This window comes from Streptomyces sp. NPDC054765 (assembly GCF_053612065.1).
Genome location: NZ_JBSHBP010000063.1, coordinates 22,450 through 45,291 on the forward strand (window position 1 = coordinate 22,450; position 22,842 = coordinate 45,291).

At 71.3% G+C, this 22,842-nt stretch carries 19 protein-coding genes; 7 read left to right on the top strand and 12 right to left on the bottom strand.

Annotated elements, in window-relative coordinates; genetic code table 11:
* Positions 1-19: 19 nt before the first annotated feature.
* Complete coding sequence (locus ACWGJY_RS29980; RefSeq protein ID WP_453263998.1) at positions 20-1,951, bottom strand: hypothetical protein; 1,932 nt, start codon at positions 1,949-1,951, stop codon at positions 20-22.
* Between the two features lie 154 nt (positions 1,952-2,105).
* Complete coding sequence (locus ACWGJY_RS29985; protein WP_018092434.1) at positions 2,106-2,300, bottom strand: hypothetical protein; 195 nt, start codon at positions 2,298-2,300, stop codon at positions 2,106-2,108.
* Between the two features lie 197 nt (positions 2,301-2,497).
* Between ACWGJY_RS29985 and ACWGJY_RS29990 the strand changes: the two genes are divergently transcribed.
* Entirely contained in the window at positions 2,498-2,956 is a 459-nt protein-coding gene (locus tag ACWGJY_RS29990) for a YchJ family protein (RefSeq protein WP_453263999.1), read from the top strand.
* A gap of 115 nt (positions 2,957-3,071) precedes the next feature.
* Here the strand turns inward: ACWGJY_RS29990 and ACWGJY_RS29995 are convergent, their stop codons facing one another.
* On the bottom strand, positions 3,072-3,446 hold the full coding sequence (locus tag ACWGJY_RS29995; RefSeq protein ID WP_453264000.1) for an RNA-binding S4 domain-containing protein: 375 nt from the start codon (positions 3,444-3,446) through the stop codon (positions 3,072-3,074).
* Between the two features lie 82 nt (positions 3,447-3,528).
* Entirely contained in the window at positions 3,529-4,629 is a 1,101-nt protein-coding gene (gene ku, locus ACWGJY_RS30000) for a non-homologous end joining protein Ku (protein WP_453264001.1), read from the bottom strand.
* Between the two features lie 30 nt (positions 4,630-4,659).
* Here ku and ligD point away from each other — a divergent pair, with 30 nt between their 5' ends.
* Positions 4,660-5,607: a non-homologous end-joining DNA ligase gene (gene ligD / locus ACWGJY_RS30005; RefSeq protein ID WP_453264002.1), complete on the top strand. Its 948-nt coding sequence runs from the start codon at positions 4,660-4,662 to the stop codon at positions 5,605-5,607.
* A gap of 177 nt (positions 5,608-5,784) precedes the next feature.
* On the opposite strand, the gene ACWGJY_RS30010 is transcribed toward ligD, so the two are convergent.
* Positions 5,785-6,216, bottom strand: a complete 432-nt coding sequence (locus ACWGJY_RS30010) for a hypothetical protein (RefSeq protein ID WP_453264003.1) — start codon at positions 6,214-6,216, stop codon at positions 5,785-5,787.
* Between the two features lie 514 nt (positions 6,217-6,730).
* Between ACWGJY_RS30010 and ACWGJY_RS30015 the strand changes: the two genes are divergently transcribed.
* The 3 genes from ACWGJY_RS30015 to ACWGJY_RS30025 all read left to right on the top strand — a co-directional run bounded on the left by ACWGJY_RS30015 (position 6,731) and on the right by ACWGJY_RS30025 (position 9,492).
* Complete coding sequence (locus tag ACWGJY_RS30015) at positions 6,731-7,612, top strand: endonuclease I family protein (RefSeq protein ID WP_453264004.1); 882 nt, start codon at positions 6,731-6,733, stop codon at positions 7,610-7,612.
* Between the two features lie 136 nt (positions 7,613-7,748).
* Positions 7,749-8,996 carry a D-alanyl-D-alanine carboxypeptidase family protein gene (locus tag ACWGJY_RS30020; RefSeq protein ID WP_453264005.1) on the top strand — a complete coding sequence of 416 codons (1,248 nt, stop codon included), beginning with the start codon at positions 7,749-7,751 and terminating at the stop codon, positions 8,994-8,996.
* Positions 8,997-9,288: 292 nt separating this feature from the next.
* Positions 9,289-9,492: a cold-shock protein gene (locus tag ACWGJY_RS30025; RefSeq protein ID WP_006601696.1), complete on the top strand. Its 204-nt coding sequence runs from the start codon at positions 9,289-9,291 to the stop codon at positions 9,490-9,492.
* 150 nt (positions 9,493-9,642) lie between these two features.
* Here the strand turns inward: ACWGJY_RS30025 and ACWGJY_RS30030 are convergent, their stop codons facing one another.
* From ACWGJY_RS30030 to ACWGJY_RS30055, 6 genes are all read right to left on the bottom strand, one after another.
* Positions 9,643-9,837: an antitoxin gene (locus tag ACWGJY_RS30030; RefSeq protein ID WP_453264006.1), complete on the bottom strand. Its 195-nt coding sequence runs from the start codon at positions 9,835-9,837 to the stop codon at positions 9,643-9,645.
* Positions 9,838-10,864: 1,027 nt separating this feature from the next.
* Complete coding sequence (locus tag ACWGJY_RS30035) at positions 10,865-13,906, bottom strand: alpha-mannosidase (RefSeq protein ID WP_453264007.1); 3,042 nt, start codon at positions 13,904-13,906, stop codon at positions 10,865-10,867.
* 270 nt (positions 13,907-14,176) lie between these two features.
* Positions 14,177-15,415 (bottom strand): glycoside hydrolase 5 family protein, encoded by a 1,239-nt coding sequence (locus tag ACWGJY_RS30040; RefSeq protein WP_453264014.1) that lies wholly within the window; start codon positions 15,413-15,415, stop codon positions 14,177-14,179.
* A 175-nt stretch (positions 15,416-15,590) separates the two neighbouring features.
* Complete coding sequence (locus ACWGJY_RS30045; protein ID WP_453264008.1) at positions 15,591-16,478, bottom strand: carbohydrate ABC transporter permease; 888 nt, start codon at positions 16,476-16,478, stop codon at positions 15,591-15,593.
* Entirely contained in the window at positions 16,475-17,344 is an 870-nt protein-coding gene (locus ACWGJY_RS30050) for a carbohydrate ABC transporter permease (RefSeq protein ID WP_453264015.1), read from the bottom strand. The genes ACWGJY_RS30045 and ACWGJY_RS30050 overlap by 4 nt, the downstream gene beginning before the upstream one ends.
* A gap of 119 nt (positions 17,345-17,463) precedes the next feature.
* Positions 17,464-18,756 carry an ABC transporter substrate-binding protein gene (locus ACWGJY_RS30055; RefSeq protein ID WP_453264009.1) on the bottom strand — a complete coding sequence of 431 codons (1,293 nt, stop codon included), beginning with the start codon at positions 18,754-18,756 and terminating at the stop codon, positions 17,464-17,466.
* 318 nt (positions 18,757-19,074) lie between these two features.
* Between ACWGJY_RS30055 and ACWGJY_RS30060 the strand changes: the two genes are divergently transcribed.
* Positions 19,075-20,304 carry a LacI family DNA-binding transcriptional regulator gene (locus tag ACWGJY_RS30060; protein ID WP_453264010.1) on the top strand — a complete coding sequence of 410 codons (1,230 nt, stop codon included), beginning with the start codon at positions 19,075-19,077 and terminating at the stop codon, positions 20,302-20,304.
* Positions 20,305-20,407: 103 nt separating this feature from the next.
* Entirely contained in the window at positions 20,408-21,940 is a 1,533-nt protein-coding gene (locus ACWGJY_RS30065) for an SDR family oxidoreductase (RefSeq protein ID WP_453264011.1), read from the top strand.
* A gap of 256 nt (positions 21,941-22,196) precedes the next feature.
* On the opposite strand, the gene ACWGJY_RS30070 is transcribed toward ACWGJY_RS30065, so the two are convergent.
* Positions 22,197-22,646, bottom strand: coding sequence for a spore-associated protein A (locus tag ACWGJY_RS30070; RefSeq protein ID WP_453264012.1), 450 nt, complete (start codon positions 22,644-22,646; stop codon positions 22,197-22,199).
* Between the last annotated feature and the right edge of the window lie 196 nt (positions 22,647-22,842).

The following is a 22,842-nucleotide window of genomic DNA, read 5'->3' on the forward strand; positions in this document are numbered from 1 at the left end:
CGGCCCGCCGGGGCGAGGCTCACCCCTCGGCACGGACGGCCTCCGCCGACCCGTTGACCGCTCGCGCTTCGCCGCCCCTGACGGTCCGCACCCGCGCGGCCGCGCCCACCGGCTCGGCCGCGGGGCCGGTCCTCGCCGCGTCCTGCGCCGCACCGTTCGCACCGTTCGCGTCCTTCACCTCCTCTGTCACCTCGTCCTTCACCTCGTCCACGCCGTCCGCATCGGCTGCCGCGGTTGTGCTGTCCGGCTCCGCCGCGGCGGCGCCCGTGGACGTGCCGGTGCGCACGGGCTCACCGGCGTCGGCGGACTTCCGCATGCCGACCGGCTTGCCGTCAACCGGCTTGCTCATGTCCACCGGCGTGCCGCCGTCCGTGGACTCGTGGCCGGACACCGGCTGGGCCGGTCCCGCCCCGTCGGCCGGGACCGTGCGCTCCGGCAGCAGCGCGAGGACGGCCTGCCGGTGTGCCCGGCCGGTGGCACCGTCGAGCGGGTCGGGCGTGGCCGGCACCTGGAGCCGCAGTACGGGAGCCGACCCCAGGCGCGCATAGCCCCGCCCCGGCGGCACGCTCGCGGTCGGCGTGGTGTGCGGCGGCGCCCCGAGCACCGCGCGTACCTCTTCCGACGTGGCGGGACCGAGTACCACCCGCGCCTTGGTGTGCGCCCGCACCGGATCGCTCAGCAGCTCGGCGCTCTCGAACTGGTCGGCCACGACCACCGTCACATGGGCGGCCCGGCCGTGCCGCAACGGCACCTGAAGCCACCGCTGCGGATCGTCCCGGCCCTCCGCGACGGCGATATGGGCCAGCGCCGTCGGACGGTCCGCAATGATCCACAACGGCCGCCGGGTGTCCTCCGGCGCGGGCCGGCCGGCCTGCCGTGCCCGGTTCGCCGCGATCAGCCGCCGCTCGGTCTCGTGGGACGCCCACTCCAGGGCCGCCAGCGCTCCTGCAAGACCGCTCTCCACTCCCAGCACGCCACGCCGCCCGGTCAGACAGCCGTACTCGCCGGTGCCGCTGCCGTCGATGATCAGCGCATCCCCGTGCTGCAGCGCCTGCAGCGCGATCGAGCGCAGCAGGGTCGTGGCGCCCGTCCCCGGCTGCCCCAGGACGAGCAGATGGGGTTCGGTGGAGCGCTGCCCGGTACGCCAGACCACCGGCGGTGCGTCCCGCCGCTCCTCCCCGGCGGTGACCGGCAGGGTCCGCTGGACGGCATCCGGGTCGGTGAAGCCGAGTACCGTCTCGCCCGGCGAGGTGACGAAGCGCTGCGCGACGATATCGGTGGGCAGCGCGCCGAGCACCGTGAGGGTGAGCTGATTGGCCAGCTCGTCCCACCCGAAGTGATACTCCCGGCCGCGGCCGGCCTTGGCATACAGCACCTGCTCGATGCGGACCCGGGACTGGTCCTCACCGTCGGTGAAGTACGCCGGATACTTCAGCTGCAACCGTTCGATCCGCCCGCTGTCGTCGAAGGCGTACTCGGGGAAGACCCGCTCCCAGCCACCGTCGTGCGCATAGAGCGGGCTGGGGTCGCCGTCGACGGAGAAGTACGGCACCAGCGCCTCGTAGAGTGCCCGCAGCCGCTCCCGCTCGGCCTCACCGGGCCCGGTCTCCACGGGCGTACGCACCCGTCCGGCCCAGGCCCCCGCGCCCATCACGGTGATCAGGGCGAGCAGCGGCCCGTACGGCACCAGACATACGACCAGCACACAGGCGCCGACGAAGAAGGCCAGCGGACCGCGCTGCTCCCGGGGCGTCTCGGCCCAGCGCCCCCGCCCCGCCGCACCCAGCCGGCGCAGCCCCCGGCCGATGATGATCAGCGGATGGAACACATCGGAGGCGCTGTCGGCCGCGGTGCGCGCGAGTTCGCGGCTGCGGGCGAGGGAGGGGCTGTTGGCCATGCGGGCGAGCGGTGCGCTGTCGGTCAGGATGCGGGGCAGGGGGCGCCGGGCCACATCGTCTCCTGTTGCTCGTGCGGTGGTCGTGGGGGCGGGCTCGGTGCGTGCGGCGAGCCGGGACGTGCGGCACGCGGAGCCGCCCGGACGGGAGGTGGTACGGCCCGTTCGGGCGGGACCGGTGGAGTGGCGCCGGATGCGACTCCGCACACCCCTAGATCTTGATCCCCCCGAGGAGGCTCGCCAGGCTCGCCCCGCCGGCCTTGATGCTGGGCGCGATGGCGGAGCTGGCGAGATAGAACCCGAAGAGCGCGGAGACCAGTGCATGCGACAACTTCAGGCCGTCTTTGCGGAAGAAGAGGAAGACGATGACACCGAGCAGGACGACGCCGGAAATGGACAGAATCATGGGGGGTTCTCTCCTGGGTGGTGGGGACGGTCACCATGAGTTCTTCCAGCCTCACAGCACGTATCAAGCCACGAAAAGCTGCAAATGGGTGATTTATCGTGGGAATTCCCCAAATGGGCGTAGCTCCAGGGCGTGCCGCTTCTGCGTGTGCCTCGGCGTGTCGCGGTCCGGGCCCGCCGACCCGGCACAATCGTGGGGTGTCGAAGCCGAACAAGCCGAACAAGCCGAACAAGTCCAAGAACGCGCCGCGCCGCCCGGCCGCCGCCGTCACCCCTGCCTCACCGTGCCCCTGCGGGCGCGCCGAGGCCTACCGCGACTGCTGTGCCGCCTTTCACGAGGGCCGTGCCGCGGCTCCGACCGCGGAGCGCCTGATGCGCTCGCGCTACAGCGCCTTCGCCGTCGGTGACACCGGCTATCTGCTGCGCACTTGGCACCCGACGACCCGCCCCGGCAGCCTCGGCCTCGAACCGGCGCAGCGCTGGACCGGCCTGGACATCCTCGCCACCACCGGCGGGAGCGCCTTCCACACCGAAGGAACGGTGGAATTCCGCGCGCACTTCAGCTTGCACGGTCACACCGACAGCCAGCACGAGAACAGCCGCTTCGTCCGCGAGGACGGCCAGTGGGTCTACCTCGACGCGCTGCCGTCGGTGTAGGCGCTGCCTGCGGGGTCCACGGGGCGCACGGGGCGCACGGAGCGGACCCGGCGCACCTGGCGGACCAAGGCCGGGCAGGGTCCGGCCCGCCCGGCGACCGGCTCCTCGGGAGCGGTCAGAGGCCGCGCAACTGGTCGATCTCGCGGCGGTCGCGCTTGGTGGGGCGTCCGGTGCCGCGATCGCGCAGTGCGATCACCGGAGCCGCCTCGCGCGGCGGGGCCGGCGGGCTGTTGTCGATGAAGCACTCGGCGGCGATGGCCGCGCCCACCCGCTTGCGCACCAGCCGCGAGACGACCACGATCCGCTCGCGGCCCGCGTGCCGCAGCCGCACCTCGTCGCCGTTGCGCACGGCGTGGGCCGGCTTCACCCGTTCGCCGTTGACCCGTACGTGCCCTGCGCGGCAGGCCGTCGCGGCCAGCGAACGCGTCTTCGTGAGCCGCACGGACCAGATCCAGCTGTCGATGCGGGTGGTCCCCTCGTCTGAAGCCATACCAAGACTCTAGAACGGGCGCCCCGGTACGCGGTGGCCCGACGGACCCGGGGCCCGTCCTGCCCCGGTCCACCGGACCCGCCTACGCGGACGACTGGCTGCCCGTCCTCCTGCCCGTGGTCTTCTTGGCGGGGGTCTTCGACGCGGTCTTCGCGGACGTGCCCCCGGAGGTGCCGCGGCCGCTCGTGCTCTTCTTGGCCGTCGAAGCGGCCTTCGCCCGTCCGCCGGTGGCCTTCGGTGCGGCCGCCGCCTTCTTCGCACCGGCCGGGGCGGTCTTCTTCGCCGCCTTCTTCGTCGCGGTGCCGCTCCGCTTGCCGGCGGCCGGTTCCGCCTCGCTCCCCTTCGCGGCCTTCCGCCCCCGTATGGGCGTCACGGACGCCGACTCCTCCTGGGCTGCGCTCTCCCCGCCGCCCCGCGCCGCCCGCACACTCTTCTCCAGGGCCGCCGTCAGATCGATGACCTGGGCGCCGGAGGTCCCCGACGCGGTGGGGGCGGCCGGCTCCTCGCCCTCCAGTTTGGCGGCCACCAGCTCCTCGACGGCCTCGCGGTAGTCGTCGTGGAGCTCGGCGGGGTCCAGCTCGCCCAGGGAGTCCATCAGCGTCTCGGCCAGCGTCATCTCGTTCTCGCGGATCTCGACATCGTCGGGCACCACACCGGTGGCGGGCCGGATCTGATCCGGCCACAGCAGCGTGTGCATCACGATCGCCCCGTCGTGCGCCCGCAACATCGCCAGCGACTCCCGCCCCCGCATCGCGACCTTGCCGACCGCGACTTTCCGATGGTGCTCCAGCGCCTCCCGCAGCAGCGTGTACGGCTTGGTGGCGGACGCCCCGTTGGGTCCCAGGTAGTAGGCCTTGTCCATCTGGAGCGGGTCGACCTCGGCGGGATCGGCGAACGAGAGGATGGACAGCGTCTTGGCGGCCGGCATCGGCAGCTGGGACAGATCCTCATCGGTGATCGGCACGACGGTTTCGTCGCCCGGCGCCTGATAGCCCTTGCCGACCTCCTCGTTCGGGACCTCCTCGCCGTCCAGCTCACAGATCTTGCGGTACCGGACCTGTGCGCCGTCCTTCTCGTGAATGCGCACGAAAGAGACCGACGAGGTGCGGTCGGTGGCGCTGTAGGTCTTCACGGGGATGGTGACCAGGCCGAACGATATAGACCCATTCCAGATAGAACGCATCTTTCATCCCTTGTGTGGGATTCTCATGGTATGTCGCCGATCACCGATGTGGAGGGGCGACGCCTCTCGCTGACCAACCTGGACAAGGTCCTCTATCCCCGGACCGGCACCACCAAGGGCGAGGTGCTGCACTACTGCACCACCGTCGCGGGCCCGCTCCTCGCCCACCTCCACGACCGGCCGCTCTCCTTTCTGCGCTACCCCGACGGGCCGGACGGCCAGCGCTTCTTCACCAAGAACGTGCCGCCGGGCACACCCTCCTGGGTGAAGACCTGCGAGGTCCCCCATTCGACGTCCGGGCCCGCCCGGCAGGTCCTGCTGCAGGACCTGCCCTCGCTGGTCTGGGCCGCGAACCTGGTCGTCGAGCTGCACACCCCGCAATGGAAGCGCCAGGCCCCGGGCATCGCCGACCGCCTCGTTTTCGACCTCGACCCCGGCGCCCCGGCCACCCTCGTGGAGTGCTGCGCCGCGGCACAGTGGCTGCACGGCCGGCTGGCCGCCGACGGTCTGGACGTCTACGCCAAGACCAGCGGCGCCAAGGGGCTGCACCTCATCGTGCCCATCGAGCCCACCCCCTCCGAACGGACCACCGCCTACGCCAGGACCCTCGCCGTCGAGGCCGCGGCGGCCCTCCCGGACCTCGTCGTGCACAAGATGACCAAGGCCCTGCGCCCCGGCAAGGTCTTCATCGACTTCTCCCAGAACGCCGCCGCCAAGACCACCGCCGTCGCCTACACCCTGCGCGCCCGCCCCACCCCCACCGTCTCCGCACCGGTCACCTGGGACGAGATCGCCGAGTGCACCGACCCGTCTCAACTCACCTTCCTCTTCAGCGAGATCGCCCCCCGCTGCGCCCGCCACGGCGACTTGCTCGCCCCGCTCCTCGACCCCGGCCGCGCCCGCCCGCTGCCCGGCGCCGCGTCCTCCAGCGCGCCGGCGGCACCCGACCGGCCCGGTTCCCCACGAGGTGCGACGTAGACGGACGGCATGCAGGAGGGGACACCACACACCACACGACACACTGCCGTTACGCCTGCCATTACGCCTGCCGGACCAGCGGGCGCACGGCGGTACACCCGACGCCGGGCCGGGGCCCGCAGCGTTCCGCACCCCGGTGACGGTAACGGTGACGGTGCGGGGGACGGGGAAGTTGCCTCACACGGCGTGCGAGCGCGGCCAGGATGCCTGTGCGGCGGCCGCGAGCCAGCCGATGACGGCGCCGACCGTGCTGTCGCCCAGGCTCGCGATCTCCGCCAGGGCCGCCAGGTCCGCGTCAGCCGGAGCGACACCGGCCGCGGTCAAGGCGGCCTGGAGGTCCAGCCGCCGGTGATCGGGCATCGCCACCGGCCCTTGCCGCTGCTCCCCGGGGCGCGGGGGAGAGGTCAGGCCGTACGGCTGCGGCGGCTCGAAGGGCAGCCGGTCCTCCGGGCGGGGCGGCGGGGGAACGGGGTGTACGGGGCAGGCGGACGGGTGCGGCGGTTCCTGCGGGTACGCGGGCGCACCGAGACGCTCCTCGGGGCGCGGCGGAGCGAGCGCATAAGCGGGCGTCGCACCGTACGGCGGGGGAGTGGGGCGGTAAGGCGACATGGGGCCTCCACAACTCGCGGTCCGAAGGATTCAAGGGATTCGGCGAAGACTGTGTCAGTTCTTCGGAAGCCGGACGGCCCCCGTCCGGTTGCGGGTGAGGCACGGGTTCACCCGATGAGCCCAAGGGGCGCCGGCCGCCCGCGCTGCTGTTGCCCGGATGTCCCGGCCTGACGCACCGTCGTATGCGTACGGGAATCGGTGTGCGAGCGCCGGGCGGAAGCGGTTCGCCGCCTCGCTCGTAGGGACCCGCGGCCGGCCGTTCCCTCGGGCTGCCGCCTCGAAAGCGGTGTGGGTCAAGCACTTCTGATGAGGCATCGACGATCGATTACTGTGCGGCAATTTCGGGGGAATTCGGTGGTTGCCACGGTGTGGACACATCACTCTCCCCTGTTGTTCACACGGCGGTGATTAACGCGGTGGAAAGCTGTCTGCGGCCGTATTCCCTACGGCCGGTGCCGGTCGTGCCCCACATTTTCGCGACTCGGCGCCACAATTCGGGGAGAGGACACCCTTCGTGGACAACACCCGCGTGACCCGTCGCGTGCGTACCGCGCTGGCCATCGCCGCCGGAACGGCACTGACGGCGGTGGTCGCACAGATCCCGGCCAGTGCGACGGCCACCCCGGCCGCACACCACCGTGCCACCGCCGCGTCCGTCACCCAGCATTCCTCCATATCCGTCGGCGCATATGACGACACGTCCTATGACGACACGTACTACAAAGACGCCGTGGGTAAGACCGGCCAGGCGCTCAAGGATTCGCTGCACCGGATCATCAGCAGCACCCAGACCGGAAAGCTGACGTACTCCCAGGTCTGGGACGCCCTCAAGGACACCGACCAGGACCCGGCCAACAGCGCGAATGTGATTTTGCTGTACACCGGCCGTTCGCAGAGCAAGAGCTCCCACGGCAGCAATCCCGACGACTGGAATCGTGAGCACGTCTGGGCGAAGTCCCACGGCGACTTCGGTACCGCCACCGGACCCGGTACCGACCTCCACCATCTGCGCCCGGCGGATGTGTCCGTCAACAGCACCCGCGGTGACAAGGACTTCGACAACGGCGGTACCGAGGTCGGTGAGGCGCCGGGCAACTACACCGACGGCGACTCCTTCGAGCCCCGTAACGCGGTCAAGGGCGATGTCGCCCGCATGATCCTCTATATGGCCGTCCGCTATGACGGCGGCGACGGCTTCCCCGACCTGGAGCCCAATGATCAGGTCGGCAACGGCTCCCAGCCGCACATCGGGCGGATCTCCGTCCTGAAGCAGTGGAGCAAGCAGGACCCGCCGGACGCCTTCGAGCAGCGCCGCAACCAGGTGATCTTCGACAAGTACCAGCACAACCGGAACCCGTTCATCGACCACCCGGAGTGGGTCGACGCGATCTGGTAGACCGCCCGGCCGGCCGGGCGGGGGCCGGCGGTCCTTCCGCCGGCCCCGGCGTGGCGCGTACCGCAGTCGGGCGCTCGCGCATCGGATGGAGTACGCCAACCGGCGCCGGGCCGAGGTCGTTTTTAGCGTGGGCCACATGTCGAGCGCGAGTTGGGCCTCCGTCAGAGTCGTTACCGCAGCCACCGTTTGTGCCGCGAGCCTGCTGGCCGTGCCCGGCCCGGCAGCCGCCGATGGCCCCCACGGCATCGACGACCTGCGGGCCGGCGCGCACGTGGCCGACCCGGTCGACGCCGAAAGCCGGCTGGACGGGCGCGGAGTGCAGTTCCTGCCCCGGCCGGAGGTGCCGGAGCCACCGGAGGTCTCCGCCCTGTCCTGGATGGTGACGGACCTGGCGAGCGGCAAGGTCCTCGCGGCCAAGGACGCGCACCGGCCACTGCCACCCGCCAGCACCCTCAAGGCGCTCTTCGCCGTGACGGTACTGCCGAAGTTCTCCCAGGGGGCGGTACACACCGTCTCCCTCCAGGACCTGGCCGGTATCGAGGCGGGCAGCTCGCTCGCCGGCCTCAAGGAAGACCTGCCCTATCGCGTCGCGGACCTGTGGCACGGCGTCTTCCTCCGCTCGGGGAGCGATGCGGTACACACCCTGGCCAGCATGAACGGCGGCTGGAACAAGACCATCGACGACATGCGGGAGACGGCGCACCGCCTCGGTGCCCGTGACACCACGGTGGAGTCCGCCGACGGATTCGACACGCCGGGCCAGTTCTCGTCCGCCTACGACCTGACGCTCTTCGGGCGGGCCGGGCTGACCGACCCGGACTTCGCCCACTTCGCCGCGACGAAGCAGGCGGAGCTGCCGGAGGAGGGCGGCCCGGACGCGTTCGGCATCGAGAACACCAACCGGCTGCTGGTCGGCTCACACGGTGTCAGGCCGTACGACGGACTCATCGGGGTGAAGAACGGCTACACGACCCACGCCGGCAACACCCTGATCGCCGCCGCCCGGCGCGATGGCCGGACGCTGCTGGTGACCGTCATGAACCCGCAGTCCGGCGGCCGGAACGCCGTCTACGAGGAGACGCGGCACCTGCTGGACTGGGGGTTCGAGGCGGCCGGGCATGCCGCCCCCGTCGGTGTGCTGCCCATCATGGTGCCCGGCGAGAGCGGCGATGAGCCGCAGCGCGTGGCCCACCGGCCGCAGCCCGCCATGCCGCTGCGCAAGGCGGCGGTCGCGGGGCAAGGAGATGTCGACGCCCGTGCACGGTACTGGTGGATCATCTCCGCCGCCGGAGCCGTCGGGGTCGTCGCCCTCGCCGGGCTCGGCACCGGTCTGTGGTGGCGCCGGCGCAAACCGTCCGAGAGCCAGGGCGGGGAATCCGACTGAGGCCGTACCCCGCGGCGCCGGCCGTCGCACATCCATCCGATCGGTCAGGGATACGGAGGACGCACGCTGGCCTTGCCCGGTGAAGGGCGACGCGTCCGTCACGGTTGTGCGGCCTGCCGGGCGTCGCTCGGTGTAGCGTCCTGATCAGCTGTCGTGGTTCCGAAGTGCCGGGCGCCCGTGTCGCATTCACGGGCGTCCTTGCTGTGTAGCGCGTCTCCGGACCAGGGCGATCACCTCCGGGTTCCGCAGCATGCGGAACCCGATTCGAGCCCCTTGAACGAAGGAGACGGAAATGGCGTCCGGCACGGTGAAGTGGTTCAACTCGGAGAAGGGCTTCGGCTTTATCGCACAGGACGGCGGCGGCGCCGACGTCTTCGCGCACTACTCCAACATCGACGCCACGGGCTTCCGCGAGCTGCAGGAGGGCCAGAAGGTGACCTTCGAGGTCACCCAGGGCCACAAGGGCCCCCAGGCGGAGAAGATCCGGCTGGCGTAGGTCCGGCGGACTCGCTGTCGGCGCCCGCTCCCGGCCCGGGGAGCGGGCGCCGGTGTGTGGAGCGGGGCGTGGGTCTCACCCGGTCGGCCGCGGGTGGCAGCAAAGGGCCGTCGGCCGCGACGGCGGACCTTCGCCGGAGGAGCCGTCGGCTCAGGGCTGGGGCGGCCGGTCCTGGCCCTGGCCGCCGCCGAACTGGTCCCGCATCTTGTCCTGGCCCGTATCGACCTGGCCCTTGTACTTGCCCTGGGTCTTGTCGTCGACCATGTCGCCGGTCTTGTCGATGCCCTTGTCCGTCTGGCTTTCGTGGCCCTTCAGCATGCTCTTGATCTTGTCCATCATGGACATGAGTCGTCCTCCTCAGCACGGTCCCCCCACGACTCCAGCATCACCCCCTGCCAGGTGATCTGCATCCGCGCGCCGTGGGCACCGCCGGGGCGCGCCTTGGCTGCCGTGGCGCACGGTTCAGGGACCGCTCGGTACCGGGGCCTTCATCCGGTCGCCGGGGAACGTGACCGAACCGGCGGCCATGCCTTTCCGGTAGTCCCCGGCGTGGTGCCGGCCCCCTGCCGGGCGGCCCACGCCACCCGGCAGGGGGCCATGCCCAGGCCACCCGGCAGGGCTATCAGGGCCGGAAATCCGCTCCTGGCGTATCTGGCGTATTCCGGGGCGTGGTACTCCTGCGGAGCCCTCCCCGGAGGCTTCCGGTGACACCGGTTTTCGGGCCCTTCAGCGTTGCCCGCGCTATACGGTGCCGTCGTCCGGTGTCCGAGTGATGCCAAAGCCGCTCCTGGGCCCGGTCGGCCTGCGGGTGTCGTCGTCGACGGGCCCGGCCCGCGCGGCGCCGTCGTTCTTGGCGCCGGCGTGGGAGCCGACCGGGTTTCCGGTCTCCGGCCAAACCGGTGAGCAGTGCGCGGGCAGCGGGACCGGGGGCTCCGTTCATGCCTTTGGAGCAGTGCGGGCCCGGCGGTTTCCGTCGGGCGGCCTTCGGCCCGCCCGACGGGCACGGTGGTGCGACCCGGCCGAGAATGCAGCGGTGAGCGATGAACACCGCAGTGCCGATGCCCCCGCGCCGCGCGCCATGCCGTGTGACGAGGAACGACGGCTGGCCAGGAAGGCGCTGGCCGGCCGTGCGCGCGACGCGGACGACCTGTCGTTGTTGATGGACATGCTGGGCCTGGACCCGGACCGCGAAGCGGCGTACGGCCGTGAACCGGGCCGTGGCAAGGCGGCCGGGCGCGGCCCCGGGCGTGAGCGGCGGCAGGAGCTGCGACGGGACAGCTGTCGCGACGCCCGGTCGCGCTGGGGGGGGCCCGGGGCGTTGCGGCGCCCCGGGCCCGCCCGCCGTCCCTGCGTCCGGCCCCTACCGACCGCCCTACCGACCGCCCGCCCGGGTCAGCCGTACGGTCACGATCTGGAACGGGCGGAGGTTCATCCGGACCGTGTGCCCCCGCCGGTCGAGCACCGGACCGTCCGCGGTCGGGCGCTCCAGCAGATCGGTGGCGGTGACGTGGGCCGGCTCGAAGGCGGTGGTCAGGGCGGCGGTGGCCCGCCCGCCGTGTGCCTCGTGAAGACGGACGATCACATCGCCGCTCGTATCGTCGGCGAGCTTGACCGCGGTGACCACCGCCGCGTCATTGTCGACCGAGACCAGGGGCGCGACCGCTCCGGCACCGGTGATCCGGCGCTCGGGCAGATTGATGCGATGGCCCTCGCGTACCGCGTCACCGATGGCGGCGCCGGGGACCAGCGCATAGCGGAAGCGGTGCAGGCCCTGGTCGGTTTCCGGGTCGGGGAACCGCGGCGCCCGCAGCAGGGAGAGCCGGACAGTCGTGGTGGTGCCACGGTCGCCGTCCTCCCGGACGGTACGGGTGACGTCATGACCGTAGGTCGCGTCATTGACCAGGGCCACACCCCAGCCCGGCTCCTCCAGGTGGACGAACCGGTGCGCACAGGCCTCGAACTTGGCCGCCTCCCAGCTGGTGTTGGTGTGCGTGGGCCGGTACAGATGCCCGAACTGGGTCTCCGCCGCATAGCGTCCGGCGTGCAGGTCGAGAGGGAACGCGGCCTTGAGGAACTTCTCGGTCTCGTGCCAGTCGACCTCGGTGTCGAGGTCCAGACGCCGCTGCCCGCGTGCCAGCGTCAGCGACTGCACGACCCGGGAGCCGCCGAAGGTACGGGTGACCCGCACCGTCGCGGCCTCGCCGGACGCCTCGCCGAGCACCACCTCGTCCGCATCCGTCAGATCGGTGACGACATTGCGGTAGAAGGCGTCCACGTCCCAGGCGTCCCACATATTGGGGAAGTCCGGGTGGATCTGCAGCAGATTCGCCGCCCCGCCGGGCGCGACGGCCTCGCGTGCGGCGGCCCGGTCATAGGCGGAGACCACCAGGCCGCGGCCGTCGATCTCGATCCGCAGCAGACCGTTGGTGAGGGTGAATCCGCCGCCGTCGCGCGGCACGGCGGCCACCTTTGGCCCCCCGCCGGCCGAGGGGGCCACGGCTCCGGCCGCGACCCCGCCGCGGGCGTGCGGCGCGGAGTTCGCCACCAGCTCGCGGTCTCCCCGGCCGGCCAGCGCGGTCAGCGCGGCCCCGACGATGTCCTCCAGCTCGGCCGCGACCGCCGCATAGGTCTTCACCGCCTCGCGATGTACCCAGGCGATGGAGGAACCGGGCAGGATGTCATGGAACTGGTGGAGCAGCACCGTCTTCCAGAGACGGTCCAACGCCTCGTAGGGATACGGGTGTTGCACCAGCACGGCCGCCGTGGCCGACCAGAGTTCGGCCTCCCGCAGCAGCTGTTCGCTGCGCCGGTTGCCGCGCTTGGTCTTCGCCTGGCTGGTGAGGGTCGCCCGATGCAGCTCCAGGTACAGCTCGCCGACCCATACCGGCGCCTGGGGGTACTCCGCCTGAGCCTTCGCGAAGAAGTCCGCGGGCTTCTCCCACTCCACCTTCGCCGAACCGTCCAGATCACGCAGCCGGCGGGCCTTGGCGATCATCTCGCGGGTGGTGCCGCCGCCCCCGTCACCCCAGCCGGTCGGCGCGAGCGAGTGCCGCGCCACCCCCTTGTCCTTGAAGTTCCGTGCCGCATGGGCGATTTCACTGCCCGCCATCCGGCAGTTGTAGGTGTCCACCGGTGGGAAGTGGGTGAAGATCCGGGTGCCGTCGATGCCCTCCCAGCGGAAGGTGTGATGCGGAAACGCATTGACCTGACTCCAGGAGATCTTCTGCGTCAGCAGCCATTTCGACCCCGCTGACTTGATGATCTGCGGCAGCCCCGCGGCGAAACCGAAGGTGTCCGGCAGCCACGCCTCCTCGTTCTCGACGCCGAACTCCTCCAGGAAGAACCGCTTGCCGTGCACGAACTGCCGGGCCATCGCCTCCGACCCGGGCATATTGGTGTCCGACTCCACCCACATACCGCCCGCCGGCACGAACCGCCCCTCCGCCACCGCCTTCTTGACCTTGGCGTAGACCTCGGGCCGGTGCTCCTTGAGCCAGGCGTACTGCTGCGCCTGCGACATGGCGAACACGAACTCCGGCTCGTCCTCCAGCAGCGCCGTCATGTTCGACGCCGTCCGGGCCACCTTCCGCACCGTCTCGCGCAGCGGCCACAGCCACGCCGAATCGATATGCGCATGCCCCACCGCGCTGATGCGGTGCGCCGAGGCCCCGGCCGGCGCCGACAGCACGGTACGCAGTTCCGCCCGCGCCGCCGTTGCCGTTCCGTTGACGTTCTGAAGGTCCACCGCGTCCAGTGCCCGGCCCACCGCCCGCAGCAGCTCCCAGCGCCGCGGGCCGTCCACCGCAAGCTCCGCCATGAGCTCGCCCAGCACCTCCAGATCCTGGATCAGCTCCCACACCTCGGTGTCGAACACCGCAAGGTCCATCCGGGACAGCCGGTACTGCGGCGCGCTGCCCGCCGTCTCCCGGTCGCCCAGCGAGGTCGGCCGGAACGGGGGGACATCGAGGATCACCGGATTGGACGCGGCCTCCAGATGCCAGGCGACGCGTTCCCCGCCGCGCACCGGTGCGCCCACCCGCACCCACTGATTCCGTGGGTTGATTGCCTTGACCGGGGTGCCGTCGGGCAGATGGACCAGCGCCTCGCACTGGAAGCCCGGCATCCGCTCGTCGAAGCCCAGGTCGAGCACCGCCTCCACGGTGCGGCCGGCCCAGGCCCGCGGCACCTCACCCCGGACCTTGAACCACGTCGTACCCCAGGGCGCGCCCCAGGCGTCCCCCACCGCCACCGGCGTATGGGCGGCGGCCAGGCCCTCGGCCACCGGCACCGGCTCGCCCGGTGCGACCCAGGCCGCGACCTGGAGGGGAACCGATTCCGGATACAGCGCGGGCCGGATGCGCTCCTCCAGGACGCGCCGGAGGCGGGCTTCGGTCAGTGCGCGGTCGTCATGCATGGGCGAAGGCTCCGTAGCGTTGAGAGGTGGCGCGGCGGCGGCCGGGGGACAGTCGTGACGTACCAGGGGAGTCGGGTCCTCGATGGCTTCGAGACGGTGAACAGTTCGTGCACGGCGCGTACCCCGAGCCGGGCGGCAGCCAGTCCGCGGCGCGGGGGCGGCCGGCGGCGGCCTCGGTGCCGTCTCCGGGGGACGGACCGAGCAGGGCCGCCGCGGAGTCTGCCCCGGCCGGGAGTACCCGGCGGCGGGACACGGGGGACGGGTACCGGTTCATGAGGTGCTCCTCCGTTGGGGGAAGGGCGACGACGGCCGGTGCGGGGGCCGGCCGACCTCCTCGGGTGTGCAGACTTCGGTGATGCCGCGGGACGTCAAATGGGCGCTGTCGGAGGCGAGTTCGGCCAGGACGAGGGCCGGGCGGACGCCCTGGGCGGTGAGCTCGGCCCAGGCCTCGAAGACCGGGCCGCCGGGCGCGCACACCGAACGGCGGGGCGCGGCGTCGCCCCCTCCGGTATCGACGGCCAGCGCGGTGGTGCGTACCGGCGCACGGTGCGTACGGCCGCGCCGGTCCGCGACCAGCGCCGCGATCGCCCTCCCCGCCGGCTTGACCCCGCGGTCGCTGCCGAGCAGCCCCAGCCCGTACTCCAGTTCGGGAAAGTCGGCCAGCGACCGTGACACATCGTGTGAACACCACCAGGTGATGCCCCAGACGTCCTGGCAGTCCAGTGCGTTGACGACGGTGGCCTCGGTGAACCGCGCCGCCGCCTCCTCGGGGATGTGCGGTGCGGGCGCGCCGACCTCCTGGAGCCAGACCGGGCGGTGCGGGTCCCTCGCCCAGGCCTTGGACAGCTCGATGAGATAGGCGGCGTGCTGCTCGGTGGCGGTACCGGTGGGACCGTGCCGCTGTGCCGTGCCGTTGAACACCCAGGAGTGCACGGCCGTGACGGCGCCCAGCCGGGCAGCCTGCGCGGGGGTGAAGGGATGGCCGTCCTGGTACCAGGCGGCGTCGTAGGCGGCATGGAGATGCATCCGCCCCGGCGCACCTCGTTCGCACGCCGCCAGCATCCGTTCCAGCCAGGCCGTGGCCTGCGCTTCGGTGATCCGGTCGGGGTCCGGGTGCGGGGCGTCGGAGAACTGGTTGATCTCGTTGCCGAGCGTCATCCCGAGGAAGTTGGGCCGGTCGGCGAGCGCGGCCGCCAGCGTCCGCAGATACTCCTCCTGACCGGACAGCACCTCCGGGTCGGTGAAGAGGTTGCGGCGGTGCCAGGTCCGCGTCCAGGCGGGCAGGAAGTCGAAGCTCGACAGATGGCCCTGCAGCCCGTCGGCATTGACGTCGAGGCCGCGCTCGGCCGCGGCGTCCGCGAGCTGCACCAGCTGTTCCACCGCGCGCGGCCGGATCAGGGTGCGGTTGGGCTGGAACAGCGGCCACAACGGGAAAACCCGGATGTGGTCCAGGCCGAGGCCGGCGAGGGAGTCGAGGTCGGCGCGTACGGAATCCAGATCGAAGTCCAGCCAGTGGTGGAACCAGCCCTCGGCGGGCGTGTAGTTGGCGCCGAAGCGCGGCGGGAGGTCTTGGCCAAGCGCGGAGCCGGCGTGGAAGTGCGCCGGGCGGCGGGTGGTGTGCGGCACGGGCAGGGAGCTTCCTGTGAGGGGGAGCGGGCCGGTGCGGGGTCGGGGCCGGGCCGGCTCAGCCCTTGACGGCGCCCTCGCCGACCCCGCGGAAGAAGGAGCGCTGCAGACAGACGAACAGCACGATCAGCGGGAGCACGGCGATCACGGTACCGGCCGCGACCAGCCGCTGATTGTCGGCGAAGGTGCCGTGCAGAAAGTTCAGGCCGATGGTCAGGGTGAACTTCGACTGGTCGCTCAGCACGATCAGCGGCCACAGGAAGTCGTCCCAGGCCCCCATGAAGGCGAAGACCGCCACCACCGCCAGGGTGCCCCTGACCGACGGCAGTGCGATCCGCACGAACCGCTGCCAGGCGCCGGCGCCGTCGACGTACGCGGCCTCCTCGACCTCGTACGGCAGGCCCGCGAAGGCGTTGCGCATCAGCAGCACATTCATCGCCCCGATGCAGCCGGGCAGCACCACCGCGAGCAGGGTGTCGTTGAGCTGGAGCTCCCGCATCGTCACAAACTGGGCGATCATGATGCTCTCGACCGGCACCAGCATCGCCATGATGAAGACGGCCAGTGCGGTCTTACGGCCCCTGAAGCGCATCCGGGCCAGGGCGTAGCCCGCGAGTGCCGCGCCCGCGCAGTTGGTGAGCACATTGGCGACGGCGACCTCGAGGGAGTTCAGCGCGAAGTCCCAGACGGGGATGATCTGTGCGACGCCGGCGTAATTCCCGAGCGTCGCCTCGTGCGGGATCAGACTCGGCGGATAGCGGTAGATGTCCTCGCCGGGGCCCTTGAGGGAGGTGGACAGCTGCCACAGGAACGGCCCGACGGTCAGCGCCAGCACGGCGAGCAGCAGCAGATAGCGGAGCGGCAGCTGCCACCGCGGCAGCCGGCGCCGCTCGGCGCGCTCCCACCCGGTCCGCCGGTCCGGCGCCGGCCGGGCGGAGGCGCTCACCGCTCCTCCCTGCGGTTGGCGCGCAGCACCAGCAGCATCAGCCCGAGGGTGAGGACGAAGACCACCACGGACAGCGCGGAGGCATAGCCCACCCGCCCGCTGAGACCGGTGCCCACCTGCTGGACGAGCATCACCAAAGTGGTGTCCTCGCCGCCGGGGCCGCCCGTCGGGCCGGCCATCAGATAGACCTCGGAGAACACCTTGAAGGCCCCGACCGAGGAGAGCGCGGCCACCAGCACCATCGTGGAGCGCAGCGCGGGCACCGTGACGGTAAGGAAGCGGCGCACCGCCCCCGCGCCGTCGACCGCGCACGCCTCGTGCAGTTCCCGGGGGACATTGGCCAGCGCCGCCAGATAAATGATCATGTAGTAGCCGAGCCCCTTCCAGACCGTGACCGCCATCGCGCTGAGCAGCAGCAGCCACGGATCGCTGAGAAAGCCGACCCTGCCGAAGCCCAGTCCCTCCAGCAGCGCGTTGATCAGCCCCCGGTCGTCCAGCAGCCACACCCAGATCAGACCGACGACCACGACGGAGGCGACGACCGGGGTGTAGAACGCGGCCCGGAAGAAGGTGATCCCGGGGATCTGCCGCTGCACCAGCATGGCCAGCAGCAGGGGGAGGACCACCAGGAGCGGTACGGCCCCGAGGACATAGAGGAGGCTGTTGCGCAGCCCCGTCCAGAACATGGCGTCATGGATCAGCTCCCGGTAATTGGCGCCGCCGACGAACTGCCCTGTCGTGAGGGTGCGCGCGTCGGTGAAGGAGTGCGCCACCGTGCTCAGGAACGGATACAGGCTGAATGCGGCGACGATCAGCAGCCCGGGAGCCAGGAACAGCCAGGGGCTGGACGGCAGATGCGTCCGGATGCCGCTTCCCGGGCGCCGCCGTGCGGAGGCCGGCGGGGGAGCGGCAACCGGGGCGGGAGGGGGGCCGGGGGTGCCCCGGCCGCGCGGAGTCGTTTCGGTCTTCACGGAGCGCCTCGGTCTCAGCCGGTCTTGAGCAGGCGGTTGCACTCGGCGACCGCGCCGTCCAGCGCCGCCCCGGGAGACTGCTTGCCCTGAACGGCCTTGGCGACCGCATTGCGCAGCACGGTCTTCATCTGGTCACTGAGCAGCACCGGGGTGTAATTCACCGCGTTCTTCAGCGACTTGGCCGAGGCCACCCGCACCCGGGTCGCATCCGTGCCGTCCTCTTTGGTGAAGTACGGGTCGTCCAGCGAGTCTTTTGTGCTGGGGAAGATGGTGACCTCCTTGGCGAAGGCCATCTGGTTCTTCCGGTCGGTGACGAAGTGCGCGAACGCGACGGCCGCCGGTTTGACCTTGCTCTGCGCATTCACCATCAGGCCCTGGACGTACATATTGGCCCTGCCGGTGCTGTTGACCGCGTCCGTGATGCCGATGTGCCGGTAGAGGCCTGGCGCCTCCTTCTTGAAGTTCTCCAGATCGTGCGCGCTGCCCGGATTCATGGCCACGGACTGCTGCTGGAACTTCCGCCCGGCGGACTCGGCCTGCGCGGTGAGCGCCTGCGAATCCAGCGCCCCGGCCGCATACAGCTCCTTGTAGTGCCGCAGCAGCTCCACGCCCTTGGGCTCGTTGAAGGTGAACGCGGTGCCCTGCGTGTTCATCAGCCGTACGCCATAGCGCCCGAAGTCCTCGATCGACGGGGTGGCGGCGAGCATCGCTATCTTGCGGCCGCTCTTCCTCGCCATCGATACCGCGTCCTTGAAGAGCTGGTCGTATGACGTCGGCGGCTTCTCCGGGTCGAGTCCGGCCTCGGTGAAGAGCGCCTTGTTGTAGAACATCGGCCCGGTGTTCAGATACCAGGGGAAGGCGTAGACGCCCGGCAGCCCCGGCATCCGGTGGCTGCGCCACGCCCCGTCGAGATACTCGCCACGGTATTTCCCGGCCGCCTTTTCCAGATCCATGGCGAGCCCGGCCTTGGCCAACGGATAGGCGAGATCCGGCGACACATTGACGACATCGGGAAGAGTGCCGCCCGCAGCATCTGCGCTCAGCTTTTCCGGATAACCCTCGGCGGGCTGGTCCACCCATTTCACCCGGGCGTCCGGATATTTCTTCTCGAAGTCCGCAATGACCCCCTCGAAATATTTCTTGAAATTGGTCTTGAGGTTCCAGGTCTGGAAGGTGACCTGCCCCTCGACCTTCCCGAAGGCGCTGTCCGGTCCGCCGGATCCCCCTGAGGGCCCGCACGCGGTCAGGGTGAGCGCAGAGGTGACCAGGGCCGCGGTCGCGACGACTGCTCGACGGGGTAGACGCATGGCTGGCGGCTCCTTTGCTCGGACCAGACACGGAAGGGAGTGCCGCAAGGGGCCGGTAATCCCTCTTTATTTACCGCAGCCCTAAAGAACACGGAGGGCGTGACAGCTGTTTGGCAGGTTATTCGGCGAGGCCCGGGGCGACGATGCGGCAGACGCTACTAATGCGTTTTAGCAGGTGTCAATACCCCGGTCGTCGAGTTTCCTTGCCGAGACGGGAAAGCGTCCCCGCCGGCGGTGGTGGTACAGCGTTTGACAGGCCCCTGCATGCTGATCAGACTGAGGCGCACTAATGCGGTTCAGTTCGAGGGGGAGCCCGCCATGACAGCGCCTGGTGAGGGGGCCCGGCCCAAGCCGGCGCGCCGGCCGACGATCAAGGACATCGCCCGCCGGGCCGGGGTGTCGGAGAGCGCCGTCTCCTTCGCGCTCAACGACCGGCCCGGTGTCTCCCAGGACACCCGCGCCCGGGTACGCCGCGTCGCGGAGGAGCTCGGCTGGCAGGCCAACAGCGCCGCTCGCGCACTGTCCGGCGAACGGGCCGGTGCCATGGGGCTGGTGCTCGCCCGGCCCGCGCGGACCCTGGGCGTGGAGTCCTTCTTCCTCCAGCTCGTCTCCGGCATCCAGGAAGTGCTCTCCGCACGGAAGATCGCGCTCCTCTTCCAGGTCGTGGAGGATCTCGACGCCGAATGCGCGCTCTACCGCCGCTGGTGGGGCGAACGCCGGGTGGACGGCGTCCTCGTGGTCGACCCGCGCACCGAGGACCCCCGCCCCCGACTGCTCGCCTCGCTCGGTCTGCCCGCGGTCGTCGTCGGCGGCCCGGCCACGCGCGATCCGGATGTCTCGGCGCCGGATGTCTCCGCGCCGGGCCCCTCCGATACGGCCGGCTCCTTTGGGCCGGACGTCTCCGATCCGGACGCCTCCGGCCCGGCCACCGCCCCGCCCCACCCGCTGCTCTCCACCGTCTGGGCCGACGACTCCAAGGCCATGGCCCGGGTCCTCGACCACCTCTACGGCCTCGGACACCGCCGCATCGTGCACATCGCGGGGCTGCCCGGCCTCGCCCACACCGCACGCCGGATCCGCTCGCTGCGCACCGAAGCGGGCCTGCGGGGCCTCGACCACCGGCAGGTCCACTCGGTGACCACCGACTACTCCGACGCCGAGGGAGCCGAGGCCACCCGCCGCCTCCTCGACGCCCCACAGCCGCCCACGGCACTCATCTACGACAACGATGTGATGGCCGTGGCCGGCGCCTCGGTCGCCGCCGGGCGCGGCATCCCCGTACCGGGCGCGCTGTCGATCGTCGCCTGGGACGACTCGGCGCTGTGCCGGGTCACCCACCCCCGGCTGACCGCCCTCGTCCGCGACACCCCCGGCTTCGGCAGGCTTGCGGCCCAGGAACTCCTTGCGGTCCTCGACGGCGGGCCACTGCGGACCGTCCAGGGCGAACTGCCGCATCTGGAGGCACGGGAGAGCACCGGCCCGCCCGGCGCACCCCGGGCCGCGCGGTCCGGCGCACCCCGGGCCGCGCAGCCCCCGCCCCCGCCGTGAACCATCTGCCACCGGCCGGCGCCGTGATGCCCCGCGCCGGTGCCGGTGCCACACTTGGCGGGCAGGTTCATCGTGCTGCCACCAGCCGGAGGAGGCCGTGCACATGGCCGACGAAGGCGAGGCCCCGGCGCCGCCCGCACCTCGCCCGCGCGCCCTGGTCACCGGCGCCACGGGTTACATCGGCGGCCGGCTGATCCCCGAGCTGCTGGCGGCCGGATACGCCGTACGGGCGCTGGCCAGGACACCGGAGAAGCTGCGCGACCACCCCTGGGCCGCCCGCACGGAGGTGCTGCGCGGCGATGTCACCGACGCCGGTTCGGTCCGTACCGCCATGGAAGGCGTCGAGGTCGCCTACTACCTGGTGCACGCCCTGGGCAGCGGCCGGAAGTTCGAGGACACCGACCGCACGGCCGCGGAGATCTTCGCCCGCCAGGCCCGCGCCGCCGGAGTGCGCCGGATCGTCTACCTCGGCGGACTCAGCCCCCGGGGCATCCCCGATCGGGAGCTGTCGCCGCACCTGCGCTCCCGCGCCGAGGTCGCCGGCATCCTGCTGGCCTCCGGAGTCCCCACCGCCGTACTGCGCGCCGCCGTCATCATCGGCTCCGGCTCCGCCTCGTTCGAGATGCTGCGCTATCTCACCGAGCGGCTGCCGGTCATGGTCACCCCCAGCTGGGTGCGCACCCGAATCCAGCCGATCGCCGTCCGCGATGTGCTGCGCTACCTCGTCGGCTGCGCCCGCCTCCCCGACGACCTCAGCCGGACCTTCGACATCGGCGGTCCCGACATCCTCACCTACCGCGACATGATGCAGCGTTACGCACGGGTCGCCGGGCTGCCCGAGCGGCTGATCCTCCCCATACCGATGCTCACCCCGCGCCTGTCCAGCCTCTGGATCGGCCTGGTCACCCCCGTGCCGCCCGGACTGGCCCGCCCGCTCGCCGAATCACTGCGGTACGAGGTCGTCTGCCACGAACACGACATCTCCCGCTATGTCCCCGACCCCGACCCACCGGGCCACCCCATCACCTTCGACGACGCGCTGGAACTGGCGCTGCGCCGGGTACGGGACGCCGAGGTCGCCACCCGCTGGTCCAACGCCGCGGTGCCCGGCGCGCCCAGCGATCCGCTGCCCACCGACCCCGATTGGGCCGGCGGCAGCCTCTACACCGACCGGCGGGAGCTGACCGTGGAAGCCCCGCCCGAGGTGCTGTGGCGGGTGGTCGAAGGCATCGGCGGCGACAACGGGTGGTACTCCCTCCCGCTCGCCTGGGCGGTGCGCGGCTGGCTGGACCGGATGGTCGGCGGGGTGGGGCTGCGTCGCGGCCGGCGGGACGCGGGCCGGCTGCGGGTCGGTGACTCGCTCGATTTCTGGCGCGTCGAGGAGGTCGTCCCGGGCCGGCTGCTGCGGTTGCGCGCCGAGATGCGGCTCCCCGGCCTGGCCTGGCTGGAGCTGACGGTCGGCCGCGACGCCCACGGCCGCACGCGCTACGGCCAGCGGGCCCTGTTCCACCCGCACGGGCTGACCGGCCATGCGTACTGGTGGTCCATCTCGCCCTTCCACGCCGCGGTGTTCGGCGGTATGGCCCGCAACATCGCGGCCGCCGCCGTGGCCGAACACCACGCCCGGCCGGCCTGAACCACCCCGTTCCGGACGGCTCCGCAGAGCGGAAGCAGGGCCGGCGTACGCATCGAGACCCGCGCACGCATCGAGACCGGCGCAGACATCCGCTCGCTCGATGAACTCCCGCCCGCCGCAGCCGTGTTGCCCGACCCGGCGCCGGCCACCCCACCGGGCGCCGGCGCCCACGGCACGAACGGCCACAATGCGGCACGGCACGGCAACGGCGGGCTCCCGGCGGCGCACCGCCCGGAAACCCGCCGCCATGGCCGGCTCAGTGGTGCGTCACGACGCCCGCTGCCATCCGGCCGCAGTTCGAGCCGGAAACGCTGACGCTGACCGACTCGATCGTGCCGCCCCAGTCCACACAGATGCCCTTCCCGCGCAGATAGACGGGACCGGCGTAGGAGGTGTAGTCCCCTCTGTCGTAAACCCCTGCGGAACTGCCGTCGCTGGGTGTGAGATACGTGTACATGTGCACCGGCTTACCGGGGCTGTTCCGCACCGTCACGGCGCAGTTCTTTCCGGTCCTTGCGCTGTACGTCAGGTACACGGTCCCCTTTCCGCTGACCGGTGCGGAATTCACTACGCTGTAGCCGCTTCCGCAGGCTCCGTTGTACGCGGCGGCCTTCGGAGCCGCGGATGCGGTGGTGGCCGCTGTCATCGTGGCGATACTCGCCACGGCCAGCACTGCGGATCCTGCGATGGCACGTGAACGCTTCATCGGAATTACCCCCGTCGGGTGAGTGCGTTGCGTGGTCATTTCACAGTGTTGGACATCGGTCGGCGGTGGATGGTTGCACGGCGGAAGTGAATTCCCTGTTGTTCGAACGGGGTTGGCGAAAAAGCACCCGAGTCGCATCGCGCCGACGGCGGACAGAGACCGGAAAACGGCCGGTCCCCGGCGCCGGAGGAGGCGC